Here is a 12,348-nt window from a genome sequence, read left to right on the forward strand (position 1 = left end):
ATTGACAGCTTGTCCATGCCTGTTGTTGCAATCAAAAGAAGAGCAGCAGTCACTGTTAACAGACATTTGAACATTATTGACAAAAATGCAAACCAGCCTTTAGAAAAGCTGATTCCATAAAAAACAACCATTTGTTTATCTAAAATTGGGCTGAAGATGCCAATAAAAAAAATGAAGGGAAAAACGAATAATACACGATTTAAAACCGGGCGGATAGGTATATCTCCGAGCGAAAACAGCAAAATAGGATAAATAATAAACGGTACAAGTCTAGAAATCTCGTACTTGCCAAAAGAAACTACGATAATAAGGTATACCACTGTTGTTAATAGTTTCGACAGTGGATGGATGTCATGTATGAAAGTTTTTTTGCGAGACAAATCATCAAAAAGCCTTAGGCTATATAGCGAATCTGATACCTTAGACATGGCGCTCCTATAATGGCAGAATTAGTGCCCTAATGTGTTTTTTTGTTTTTAGATTTGCTTAGAACTATTCCAACACCCGCCGCTAGGGCAAGAGTGAGCCCGCCTCCTATAAGACCGGAAGCACTGGCACCAGCATTTGAGGAGGCTTCAGATTTATCAGATGTCTTAAAACCGTAATCAGGCAATAAAACGGTTTTTTTCTGTGCGTCTTCAAGCTTTTTGTGTACAGAATCGGTTGCCTGAATTTCTGTGGAACCTGTTATTTTCTTTATAGACCATTCAAGTCCGTCAGGATTTTTAGAGGCGAACCAAGAGAAAACTCCGCCTGTTATAACAACTAGTAAAGCAAAAGCTATCATTACATTTTTTATGCTTGTTTTTCCCATCAATTTTCCTGAAACCGAACTTTCTATAATCTCAGGTCTTGCTTTCCAAACGAATGAAACAACGGCGCCTGTAATAATACCTTCAATCGTTCCGATAATAAGGTGGACAGGCTGCATCAAGGCAACAAAGGTTCCAAAAGGAAGCTCAGTTTTCCCGGACAGCAAAGTTTCAAGAACAACGCTGAAAGCGCCAAGCTGAAGTCCGACTATACATGAAGCGATTGTAGCAGTAAATATTCGTTTTGTCGACATGCCCTTTTTAGTTATCCATTTATATATAAACGGATAGGCTATAAAGCATGCATAAAAACCCATATTTATAACATTGCATCCGTAAGACAGAAGTCCGCCGTCGGCAAAAAACAGCGCTTGTATAATCAAAACTGCTGATAAAGTCAAAAAGCCTGCATAAGGCCCGAGAAGCGCCGCAAGAAGGATGCCTCCTCCTATATGTCCGCTTGAGCCTGTCCCGGGAATAGTGAAATTGATCATTTGGGCAGCAAAAACAAAGGCCCCCACCACTCCCATCAAAGGAGCCTTTTTCTCGTCCATTTCTTTTTCTATTTTTTTTACGGAATATGCTATTACTCCCGCAGATGCGGCCCACATAACGCCGCCGACTGCCGGAGAAATCAATGAATCGGCCATATGCATGTTTAACATCCCCTAGATATAAACAAACTAAATTATCAGTCTCTCATTCTGATAATTATTACGTTTTATTTATCTTAAACAAAAATATAGCATAATGTATCATTTAAGTCAATCAAATTGAACAAATGTTAATAAACAAACATTATTACTATTCCGAATAATGGCGTACTCTTAAAATTGCGCCGCAGTTTTTGGCAACTGCTTTGCACTTTTCAATATTATCAGGGCTTATCACGTCAACAACGCTCATTATAACCTTTGGAACAAAACGAGTTGCCTTTTTTGTGAAATCGAGCATTTCATAGAATCCGTCTTCGCCATATATACATTTACATATATCATTATAGCTTTTGGCATCAGGCGCATTTAGACTTATGGATACTATGTCGACAAGTCCTTGCATTTCAGGGGTGACATCCCGCCCAGCGATACGGTTTGCATGGCCGTTTGTATTTATCCTTATCGGTATCTTGCTAATTTTACGAACTTCGCTGCAAATTTCCATGCAGTCTTCGAAGCGCATCATCGGCTCTCCGTAACCGCAGAATACAAGTTCATCATATTTATCAAGCCCGGCATTTGTTATCGCCGCCAGCATCTCTTTCACTGTCGGTTCGTGAGTAAGCCATAGGTCGACATCGCCGACCCCTGAGGGGGTATTGCGTATACAGAAAGTGCATCTGTTGGTACAGCGGTTGGTCACATTTACATATAATGAGCTGCCTAAAGGGTAGGCAATAGTAAAAGCAGACATGTTATTAATCCTTCTAATTTTTAATTAAAGCCTCAACGGCATTTACTGCATCCGGGAGTTTATCGCTGTCAAGTTTTTCGATTAAACCTCTGTCACAAAGGCTTGCAATTGCCGGGTCAATAGGCAATTTTCCTAAAACCTTGGTGTTAAGGCTTTTTGCAGTGTCTTCTATGTGGCTTTCGCCAAATATTTTTATTTCTTTGCCGCAGTCAGGACATTTGACATAGCTCATATTCTCAACTATGCCAAGAACAGGGATATGCATCTGTTCGGCCATGTTATATGCTTTTTTGACTATCATAGATACAAGTTCCTGCGGGGAGGTAACGATAACGATACCATCAAGCGGAATAGACTGGAATACTGTTAACGGAACATCTCCGGTTCCTGGCGGCATATCGATGAACATATAATCCACATCGCCCCATAGAACATCAGTCCAAAACTGCTTTACAGTATTTGCAATAATGGGGACTCGCCAAATCACAGGAATGTCCTGTTTAGGCAAAAGAAGATTTATTGACATAACGGATATGCCTGTTTCGGTGCGAGCCGGTAACAAACCAAGTTCGTTACCCTCTGCATTTTTTGTGATGCCGAACATTTTAGGCACAGACGGGCCTGTAATATCAGCATCAAGCACGGCGACGTTATAACCTTTTTGTCTTGTTAAAACGGCAAGCATCCCGGTGACAAGAGATTTTCCGACACCGCCTTTGCCGCTGACAACGCCTATTACTTTTTTAACAGTGCTGTAAGCGTTGACTTTTTCTATAAAACTTTCTGAATTTTTTTTGCAGTTTTCGCATGAGGATTTATCACAGCTGCCGCTGCCACATTTTCTTTCCTCCGGCATAAAAATCATCTCCTAATCAAAAATGCGCTTTGGCATTCCAAAGCGCATTGTATTTTAATATAACGGATGCTTTGCGCACAATATGCCGACTTCGTCTTTTATATATTGTTTCTTTTCAAAGAACTCGTCGGTTGCAGTAATTTTCATAAGCTCTGCAATCTTGATCATATCGTCTTCCTTAAAACCTCGTGATGTGACTGCCGGTGTTCCAATTCGAATGCCGCTTGTTACAAACGGGCTTTGCGGATCTGCAGGTATGGTGTTTTTGTTAACAGTTATATAAACCTCATCGAGCCTGTTAGCCATTTCTTTGCCTGTGATATTTAAACGCCTCAAGTCAGCCAGCATCAAATGGTTATCTGTTCCGCCACTTACAAGGTCAAAACCCTGGGTGAGAAGCGCATTTGCGAGTGTTGCTGCATTTGAAACGATCTGTTTTTGATATTCCTTGAATTCAGGCTTTAAAGCTTCGCCGAAAGCAACCGCTTTTGCGGCGATTATATGCATAAGCGGACCACCCTGTGTGCCTGGAAATACGCTTTTATCAATAGCTTTTGCATATTTTTCCTTGCACATTATCATGCCGCCGCGGGGGCCACGAAGAGTCTTATGTGTTGTGGTCGTTACAATATCAGCATATGGAACAGGGTTTTCATGAAGCCCCGCCGCAACAAGCCCGGCAATATGAGCCATATCAACCATAAGATAAGCGCCGACTTCACTTGCAATTCCAGACAGGCGTTTGAAGTCGATTGCTCTTGGATAAGCGCTTGCGCCGGCAACGATAAGTTTTGGTTTGCATTCTTTAGCGGTGCTGAGCAGCTTGTCATAGTCTATTCTATGAGTTACAGGGTCTACGCCGTAAGAAACAAAGTTGAAATAAAGCCCGGAAAAGTTGACAGGGGAGCCGTGTGTTAAATGCCCACCTTCTGACAAGGACATTCCCATTACAGTGTCACCAGGCTTTAAGAGTGCAACATATACTGCGCTGTTTGCCTGAGCTCCGCTGTGTGGCTGAACATTCACATGGTCTGCGCCGTAAAGAGCTTTAGCACGTTCGATAGCGACGTTCTCAACTTCATCAACATGTTCGCAGCCGTTATAATAACGCTTTCCGGGATAACCTTCCGCATATTTATTAGTAAGCGGTGATCCAGCGGCAGCCATTACCGCTTCGCTTACGAAGTTTTCACTTGCAATCAGTTCTATATTGCGCTGCTGTCTTTTCAGTTCACGCTCTAATATACTGCCTACTACGTCGTCATACTTTTTGACTGTATCAATACACTGCATTTTTCTACATCCCTTATATTTATTTTTTACTTATGGATAGTAAAAATTTTATCAAAATTATAATATCCGTATTCATAATAATTTGTGAGTGCCTTTACGTTATCAGCAATTTTTTTCGGCTCTCCGCCTTTAGTCGTCCAGATACTCAGACTCATATCTTTTGCCTGACGGGCAAACAGAACAGAGCCGTTTACAGGAACTGGCGCATAGTCGCTGAAATCGCTGTCCTGAGTGAATTTATCGGATTTTCCGCCGGCAGCAGGGACTTTATAAAGCCTTGTTCCCTTAAATTCGTTAGCTTTGGCAGAACCTTTTTGCATTGCGGAGTAATAAAATGTTTTTCCGTCGGCAGAGGTTGCAGGATATGCACTGACTAGATTAGTGTCAGATATTGGATTAAATGCTTTTTTCTCAGTATCATATATCCCGGCTTTCTTATCCTCGCCGATATTTTTGCCGAATCCGGCGGAAACTGCAACTTTAGTTGTGCTGTTTTCAATAATGCGGACGTTGCCGTCAAATGGCAATAAGGCAAAATCAGTTCTCGGTATGATGGTGGATTTAGAAGTCTTGACATCGACCCATCCTAGAGATACTCCGTCTGCCGCCATAGCTTAAAATTCAGGATAATCAAAGAAATATATACGTCTTCTATCGGCAGTAACGCCAATAATTTTCGGAGCGACTCCGGGATCGCTTGCAGTCGCTGCCTTGAATGGCACAAGTATCTTTTCATTTTTCTGCTTAAGATTATATCCGGAAATACTTGCCTCAGTAAGTTTTCCTGTTACATTATCCTTAATATATTTTTCTGCGCAAAGAAGATTGCCGGCAAAATGCATGTTCTGAACAATAAAACCGCTTGGCTTAATCTCTGTAACCGGTTTTTTATCCTTACCGATCCTTATAGAAAAAATACCTTGACCTTGATAAGGCGCATAATATACTGTACTGCCATTTTGGGACACTGTGAAGGAGCCGACAGTATCTACAAGTTTCACAGCTTTGGCTCCGCCTTTAGTCCGGAGAGCATAAAGAGTAAATCCGCTTTTATACACGACGTATCTTTTATTAGCTGTTATTACAGGAGAATCTGCATTGGTGTCTTTTGCCTTAACAATTACTTTGCCGCTTTTTGAGTTTGCAACTACCATCCCGTCGTTTGACGCATAGGCAAGCAGTTCGCCGCCGCCGGCAAACAGTGATATTATTGCAACAATCAAGATAACTGCAAGGGCCAGCGCTGCAATTTTTATTTGCATTTGCTTATCCATTTATTAACTTCCTTTCGATTAATATGCTTTTCCCCAATATACAAGCTTATCAGCGGGCTTCCCACAACAGACACAAGTATTGCCGATAGGCTTGCTGTCAAACGGGATACACCGCGAACTTACGCCCGCTTTTTCTTTAAGTGTTTCTTCGCATTCCTTATTTCCACACCACATTGCACGGATAAATCCGTTTTTAGTGTTGGCAATCTCAATCATCTCGTCTAATGTTGAAGCATCAAATGTGCGGTTTTTCCGGTTTTCAAGGGCGCTGTTATACAGTCTGTCACGGACACCTTTAAGCAGATCAGGTATAGCTGCTTCGAGAGTATCAAGTGAAACAAAATTCTTTTCGCGGTTGTCACGGCTGACAATGACGCAGCTGTTTTTCTCTATATCTTTCGGACCTATTTCAAGGCGCAATGGAACGCCCTTCATTTCGTATTCTGCAAACTTCCAGCCCGGAGAATTATCGCTTGCATCCATTTTAACGCGTATGCCGACTTTTTTCAGACGGTCTAACACTGCTGTTGCCGCCTCTAATACGCCGTCTTTATGCTGAGCGACCGGAATTATTATTACTTGAATAGGAGCGACGGCAGGGGGAAGAACAAGCCCGTTGTTATCTCCGTGAGTCATTATTATTCCGCCGATTATACGAGTAGACAATCCCCATGAAGTTTGGAATGGGTTTGTGAGTTTATTTTCACGGTCTGTAAATTTAATATCGAATGCCTTTGCAAATCCGTCGCCAAAATAGTGAGAAGTTCCACTTTGCAAAGCTTTTCCGTCATGCATAAGAGCTTCTATGGTATATGTTGCGACAGCGCCTGCAAATTTTTCTTTTTCGGTTTTTTGACCTTTAACTACAGGGATCGCAAGGTAATTTTCTGCAAAGTCTGCATACACGTTAAGCATTTGCTCTGTTTCATGTATTGCTTCTTTCGCCGTTTCATGCATCGTATGTCCTTCCTGCCAATGAAACTCAACAGAACGGAGGAATGGACGTGTGGTTTTCTCCCATCTTACGACAGAGCACCATTGGTTATAAAGTTTGGGAAGATCACGATATGAATGTATTATATTAGCATAATGCTCGCAAAATAGTGTTTCACTGGTTGGACGGACACATAAACGTTCTGTAAGCTTTTCGTTTCCGCCCATTGTAACCCATGCAACTTCCGGGGCAAAACCGGCAACATGGTCTTTTTCCTTCTCAAGAAGGCTTTCCGGAATAAACATAGGCATAGAGACGTTTTCATGTCCCAGCTCTTTAAATTTATCATCTAAGATTTTCTGAATGTTTTCCCATATTGCATAACCATAAGGTCGGATAATCATACATCCTCGGACAGATGAATATTCAATAAGCTCTGCTTTTTTAACTACATCTGTATACCATTTGGCGAAGTCTTCCTCCATTGAGGTAATCTCACTTACCATTTTTTCCTTTGCCAATGCAATTCCTCTTTTCAGCATTTTTATTAACTCATAATTAAAAATTATAATGTATGGACAGTATAAAAGTCAATTATTAGATTGCATCAAAATCCTCATAAATGCCCTTATAAAGCTGAGCATAAAGACCATTTAATTCTACAAGCTCATTTTGTGTTCCGCGCTCCACTATTTCACCATCGTTTAGGACTAAAATCATATCACAGTCTTTTATTGTTGAAAGTCTATGAGCAATAATAAAACAGGTTTTGCCCTGCATAAGGGTTTTCATGGCGCTTTGTATCTGAACTTCAGTTCTTGTATCTACGTTGGAAGTTGCTTCATCAAGGATTAACATTGGCGGATCGATCAAAAATGCCCGTGCAATGTTTATAAGCTGCTGCTGTCCCTGGCTTAACGTTGTACCGCTGCTTTGAAGGGGCGTATCATACCCGTTTGGAAGTTGGCGTATGAACCTGTCCGCATTTGCAAGCTGAGCGGCTTTTATGACTTCATCATCTGTAGCTTCAGGTTTACCGTAACGAATATTTTCTTTTATGCTCATTGAAAAAAGGTGCGTGTCCTGAAGAACTATGCCGAAATTTTCACGGAGGCTGTGCTTTTTGATTTTTTCCAGCGGGATTTCATCAACTGTAATCATACCAGATTCAGTATCGTAAAAACGCATAAGTATATTGGCAATTGTAGTTTTTCCCGCACCGGTAGGACCTACAATAGCGATTCTCTGACCGGCTTTTACGTTAATATCAATACCCTTTAGTATAGGTTTCCCATCAATATACGAAAAGTTGACATTTTTGAACATAATGTCGCCATTTATATTATTTATCGGGATGGCGGCTTCTTCATCTTCATATTCATTTGGAAGATCCATAGTTGCAAAGACACGCTCTGCTCCCGCAATTGCGCTTTGAAGTGAATTAAACTGATTTGCGATTTCGTTTATTGGATGACCGAACTGGCGGGCATATTTCATAAATGAGCCTATCCCACCGATGTCGATTTTTCCTGAAATAGCGAGAAGACCGCCCGCAAAAATCGTCAGTGCATAAAAAAATGTGTTTATTGTTCTTACAAACGGCATTATAAGACCGGCATATATCTGTGCCTTTGAGTTGCTTTTTCGAAGCTCTTCTATATAGTTTTCAAATGAGCCGATCATGCGATCTTCCTGAGTAAACATCTGAATAGCGTACTGACCGGATATCGTTTCCTCTGTAAAGCCGTTCACCTGCCCAAGCGCTGAAAGATAACTTCCGAATATTTTTCGTGTCTTTTTCGCGATTATTGACGTCACGAAGCTGATTAGTGGTATCGAGACAAATGAAATAAGCGCCAAAGGGGGACTTATGACCAGCATTAGTATTATGGTGCCTACAGTATTGAGGATACCTGATAAAAGCGCGGATATGCTCTGGTTCAGCGCTGAATTTACACCTTCAAGATCATTTGTAAAGCGGCTCATTATATCGCCGACAGAATTGTTGTCAAAGAATTTTACGCTCATAAGCTCTATCCTTGAAAATAAATCTTTGCGCATCTCATTTGTTGTGCGTTGAGAAATTCGAATGAGCATACGGTTTGAAATAAGAGTGCTAATTGATCCTATGACATAGACCCCTGCCATGACAAGGCACATGTTTGCAAGACCCTTTAAGTCGCCGGGTATGATGTAGTCATTTATAATCGGACGGATAAGATAGGAGCCTCCGAGCGATGTCGCTGACGCTACTACTACTAAAAATAGTGCTGTGAATAACGGAAGCTTTCTTTTGCTTAAATAGGTCATTATTCTATAGATCGTCTTCCAAGCGTTTTTAGGCTTTTCGACCGTGAGCCTTGGCGAATTAAGCCCGCCGCGACCGCCGCCTCGTCCGAAACCCTGACGCACGACTTTAGAAAAATCCTGTTGTCCTGAAGCACTGTTATATTTTTCAAATTTCTTCTCTACCATGATGCACCCCCTGACTTATCGTATTATAATTCCATCTCAAGCTGAGAACTGTATATTTCTTTATAAATTGAGCTGTTTTTCAAAAGCTCGTCATGCGAGCCTTCAGCGGCTAGCTTTCCGTTATCAAGGACAAAAATCCGGTCTGCATTTTTAGCAGAAAGTATACGCTGTGTTATTATAATACATGTAATATCTTTATAGTTTTTCTTAATGCCTGCTCTTATTTTTGCATCAGTTGTGGTGTCTACAGCGCTTAGCGCATCGTCAAATATAATAATCTTGGATTTTTTAACAAGTGCGCGGGCTATACACAGACGCTGCCGCTGACCTCCGGATAAGTTGCGTCCGCCGCGTTCGAGAAGAGTGTCTAGTCCTTCAGGAAGCTGATTTATAAATTCTTCTGCACAGGCGGTTTCACACGCCTTGAAAAGGTCTTCTTCAGTTGCGTTTTCATCACCTTTTAACAGGTTTTCTCTAATAGTATCTGTAAAAAGGATTATTGACTGCATAACCATTGATATGTTTTCACGCAAGTGCTTAATAGAATATTCTTTTATATCGTGACCTCCGACTTTTACTATGCCTTTTACGGGGTCATATAACCGTGGTATAAGATTAATAAGTGTTGATTTTCCGGCTCCTGTTCCGCCGAGTATTGCGACTGTTTCTCCGCTTTTGATATTTAAATTTATATCTGTTAAAACATCCTCGTTTGTTCCGGCGTTATAAGTGAAACTGACGTTTTCAAACTTTATTTCTCCGCTTTCGACTTTAGGCAGGTTAAATGATTGAAGAGAAGGGCCTTCAATAGATGGGTCTGTATCTAGTACTTCTATTACACGATTAACGGATACTTTGACCCTTGATATGTTAATAAGAATCATAGACAGCATCGTGAGTGCTGAAAGGATCTGAGTTATATATGTAATAAATGATATTATTGAGCCGGACATTATTAAATGGCTTTTAAATAGATACCCGCCGAACCATAAAACTGCAACGATGGTAATGTTCATAACCAAATTCATTACAGGGCCGATAAGCGCCATGATCTGGTTTGCATGTATATTTATATTTGCAAGTGAGTCAGCCTCATCCGCAAACCGGGCTGTTTCCTTATCTTCCTTGACATAGTTTTTAACAACACGTATGCCAAGCAGATTCTCACGGATTATATTATTTAATCCGTCAAGCTTGTTCTGGACCTGTTTAAAAAAAGGAAAACCTCGCATTATTGTTGAACGTATCACTAACACAAGAACAGGAACTGAAAACAGCAAAACAAGCGCCAACCTGTAATTGATGGTAACTGCCATGATAATTCCGCCTATAAAAAGCAGCGGAGCTCGTACCATCATTCTTAGCGCTTGCATTAATATATCCTGAAGTGCAACCACATCGTTCGTCATTCTGACAATCAATGAAGATGTTCCAATTTTATTTATACTTTTAAAGTCGAATGACTGAATCTTTTTAAATAGATCAAGCCTTAAATTATAAGAGAAATGGGTAGAGGCTAGGGTTGCCAGAATAACACAAACAAGTCCGCTCACCATTCCGGCGAGGGCTAGAAGAATAAGCAGAAGCCCCTTATCATAGACATATGCAATATCATGGTTTGCGACCCCGACATCTATTACACCTGCAAGAATCTTTGGCTGCATAAGGTCGCACAGCACTTCAATGACCATTACTAAAGGACAGAGTATGACAATAAGCCATACCCCTTTAAGGTATCGCAGTAATCTTTTCACGATTGTTCCCTCTCTTACACTAACATACATAAAAAATTATATTACAATTATATACTTAATGCAACGTTTCTAATTTTAAAAATAAAAAGCGCTGCCTCCGGGGCGGGGCAACGCTTTGCGAATATTTCTTATTAAACTTTGATTTTAAGTTTTTGCAAAACTTGTTTATCCATTTCATAAATAAGGAACACTTGTATTGGGAACATAATAGCGATTTTTACTATTCTCAAACCTAAAAATGCTGCAGCCGCTTTACCGGTAAGCATCGTAAGCCAGACGGTATTTAAATACAAATCAATCAGCAGTGTGATTATTAAAGTCACAAGTGTAACATTTAATACTGTTACTTTTCGTTTATAAAGAAAAAGGCCATAAAGAATTCCGCTGATAAAGGCACTGAGAGTAAATCCTGGGAAAAAAGCACCCTTTGAGAACAGAAAAACACCAACAAGATCTCCAATTGCAGCGGCAAAGGCACCAGGGATAGCCCCAAACATCATAGAGTATAATGCCACCGGCAAAAAGCCGAGGCTAAAACGCACAAACTGGTTTTCAAATGATAAAAAGCGTGTAAGTATCACATTCAATGCGATAAATAATGCCCCAAACACAAGCGATCTTGTGTTGGTAAGGTTTTTAAAAGAGTTTTTAAAATTGATCCAGACAGACATAAAAATACCTCCACATAAATTGTTACAAATTGACCCTGCAATTTGCTACATGTAGAGGTTAAATCCTCTTAATGCAGCAGCGGGATGCGAAATTTGCACCGCAAGCCATTAGGCTTTTCGTTCAGAAGGCAACTCCCCGTCCATCTGACACTTGACGCGCAAAATTCTACTCTGCTATCCCAAGAGATATAGCTATTCAATTTGCATATCTATTATATACCACATTAGGTAGTTCAATCAACATAATTCTTATTATTACTTTAATTGACAGAAAATTCATGGTGTGATAGCATAAAACTTAATATAAAATGGAGGGCATAAATGAGGCTTTTTATTGCAATAAATTTTAATGAACAGACTAAGGATTCTCTTTGCGGAATAATGGAACACCTAAAAGGTGAAAAAGTTTCCGGCAATTATACAACACGTGACAATCTTCATCTAACGCTTGTGTTCATCGGAGAGGTTCCTTCTTCGAAAATTATTGATATTGAAGAAGCAATAAATACTATTGATGCTCTCACGTTTGACATTAAAATCGGGGGCATAGGAACTTTCAAACAGAAAGACGGCGGTATTTTATGGACAGGCATAACGTTAAATGATAGCCTTATATCTGTATATAATAAATTAACTGGTGAACTTGAAAAAAGAGGGTTTGAAATAGAGAAAAGAGCTTATAAGCCGCATTTGACGCTTTGCCGCAGAGCGAAAATGCCACCTGAGTTTGATATAAAAAAATATTCAAATACAGCGCCGGAGCAAAACTTTTCAGTAGAAAAAATAAGTCTTATGAAGTCAGAACGGATTGGCGGGAAATTGATATATACGGAAATTTACTCTAAAATATTAAAATAATATCTCGTCAC

The 12,348-nt window shown here is 40.3% G+C and carries 12 protein-coding genes and 1 riboswitch; of the genes, 1 reads left to right on the forward strand and 11 read right to left on the reverse strand.

Going from position 1 to position 12,348, the window contains the following annotated elements:
- From Q8865_02780 to Q8865_02830, 11 genes are all read right to left on the reverse strand, one after another.
- The coding region (locus Q8865_02780; protein MDP4152353.1) for a cobalt ECF transporter T component CbiQ at positions 1 to 428 on the reverse strand (428 nt) is incomplete at its 3' end.
- A 29-nt stretch (positions 429 to 457) separates the two neighbouring features.
- On the reverse strand, positions 458 to 1,468 hold the full coding sequence (locus Q8865_02785; GenBank protein ID MDP4152354.1) for an energy-coupling factor ABC transporter permease: 1,011 nt from the start codon (positions 1,466 to 1,468) through the stop codon (positions 458 to 460).
- A 148-nt stretch (positions 1,469 to 1,616) separates the two neighbouring features.
- The gene (locus tag Q8865_02790) at positions 1,617 to 2,222 is read right to left on the reverse strand and encodes a TatD family nuclease-associated radical SAM protein (GenBank protein ID MDP4152355.1); all 606 of its coding nucleotides are present in this window, start codon (positions 2,220 to 2,222) and stop codon (positions 1,617 to 1,619) included.
- A gap of 13 nt (positions 2,223 to 2,235) precedes the next feature.
- Positions 2,236 to 3,078 carry an Mrp/NBP35 family ATP-binding protein gene (locus Q8865_02795; GenBank protein MDP4152356.1) on the reverse strand — a complete coding sequence of 281 codons (843 nt, stop codon included), beginning with the start codon at positions 3,076 to 3,078 and terminating at the stop codon, positions 2,236 to 2,238.
- A 54-nt stretch (positions 3,079 to 3,132) separates the two neighbouring features.
- On the reverse strand, positions 3,133 to 4,371 hold the full coding sequence (gene glyA / locus Q8865_02800) for a serine hydroxymethyltransferase (GenBank protein ID MDP4152357.1): 1,239 nt from the start codon (positions 4,369 to 4,371) through the stop codon (positions 3,133 to 3,135).
- A gap of 26 nt (positions 4,372 to 4,397) precedes the next feature.
- Entirely contained in the window at positions 4,398 to 4,982 is a 585-nt protein-coding gene (locus tag Q8865_02805) for a hypothetical protein (protein ID MDP4152358.1), read from the reverse strand.
- A gap of 3 nt (positions 4,983 to 4,985) precedes the next feature.
- The gene (locus tag Q8865_02810; GenBank protein ID MDP4152359.1) at positions 4,986 to 5,645 is read right to left on the reverse strand and encodes a hypothetical protein; all 660 of its coding nucleotides are present in this window, start codon (positions 5,643 to 5,645) and stop codon (positions 4,986 to 4,988) included.
- Positions 5,646 to 5,663: 18 nt separating this feature from the next.
- A complete protein-coding gene (gene proS / locus Q8865_02815; GenBank protein ID MDP4152360.1) occupies positions 5,664 to 7,100 on the reverse strand; it encodes a proline--tRNA ligase in 1,437 nt (478 codons plus the stop codon).
- A 76-nt stretch (positions 7,101 to 7,176) separates the two neighbouring features.
- Positions 7,177 to 9,054 carry an ABC transporter ATP-binding protein gene (locus Q8865_02820; protein ID MDP4152361.1) on the reverse strand — a complete coding sequence of 626 codons (1,878 nt, stop codon included), beginning with the start codon at positions 9,052 to 9,054 and terminating at the stop codon, positions 7,177 to 7,179.
- 23 nt (positions 9,055 to 9,077) lie between these two features.
- On the reverse strand, positions 9,078 to 10,808 hold the full coding sequence (locus tag Q8865_02825) for an ABC transporter ATP-binding protein (GenBank protein MDP4152362.1): 1,731 nt from the start codon (positions 10,806 to 10,808) through the stop codon (positions 9,078 to 9,080).
- 131 nt (positions 10,809 to 10,939) lie between these two features.
- A complete protein-coding gene (locus tag Q8865_02830) occupies positions 10,940 to 11,479 on the reverse strand; it encodes a folate family ECF transporter S component (GenBank protein MDP4152363.1) in 540 nt (179 codons plus the stop codon).
- A 75-nt stretch (positions 11,480 to 11,554) separates the two neighbouring features.
- Positions 11,555 to 11,655: riboswitch (THF riboswitch) on the reverse strand.
- A 145-nt stretch (positions 11,656 to 11,800) separates the two neighbouring features.
- Here Q8865_02830 and thpR point away from each other — a divergent pair.
- Positions 11,801 to 12,337: an RNA 2',3'-cyclic phosphodiesterase gene (thpR, locus tag Q8865_02835; GenBank protein ID MDP4152364.1), complete on the forward strand. Its 537-nt coding sequence runs from the start codon at positions 11,801 to 11,803 to the stop codon at positions 12,335 to 12,337.
- Positions 12,338 to 12,348 lie beyond the last annotated feature (11 nt).

It is taken from the genome of Bacillota bacterium (assembly GCA_030705925.1).
Taxonomy (GTDB): Bacteria; Bacillota; Clostridia; order Oscillospirales; family Feifaniaceae; genus JAUZPM01.

Excerpts from the sequence above, each read along its gene's own strand:
- Q8865_02785 (MDP4152354.1), bottom strand. The coding sequence starts at position 1,468 with ATGCATATGGCCGATTCATTGATTTCTCCGGCAGTCGGCGGCGTTATG.
- Q8865_02790 (MDP4152355.1), bottom strand. The coding sequence starts at position 2,222 with ATGTCTGCTTTTACTATTGCCTACCCTTTAGGCAGCTCATTATATGTA.
- Q8865_02795 (MDP4152356.1), bottom strand. The coding sequence starts at position 3,078 with ATGCCGGAGGAAAGAAAATGTGGCAGCGGCAGCTGTGATAAATCCTCA.
- glyA (MDP4152357.1), bottom strand. The coding sequence starts at position 4,371 with ATGCAGTGTATTGATACAGTCAAAAAGTATGACGACGTAGTAGGCAGT.
- Q8865_02805 (MDP4152358.1), bottom strand. The coding sequence starts at position 4,982 with ATGGCGGCAGACGGAGTATCTCTAGGATGGGTCGATGTCAAGACTTCT.
- Q8865_02810 (MDP4152359.1), bottom strand. The coding sequence starts at position 5,645 with ATGGATAAGCAAATGCAAATAAAAATTGCAGCGCTGGCCCTTGCAGTT.
- Q8865_02820 (MDP4152361.1), bottom strand. The coding sequence starts at position 9,054 with ATGGTAGAGAAGAAATTTGAAAAATATAACAGTGCTTCAGGACAACAG.
- Q8865_02830 (MDP4152363.1), bottom strand. The coding sequence starts at position 11,479 with ATGTCTGTCTGGATCAATTTTAAAAACTCTTTTAAAAACCTTACCAAC.
- thpR (MDP4152364.1), top strand. The coding sequence starts at position 11,801 with ATGAGGCTTTTTATTGCAATAAATTTTAATGAACAGACTAAGGATTCT.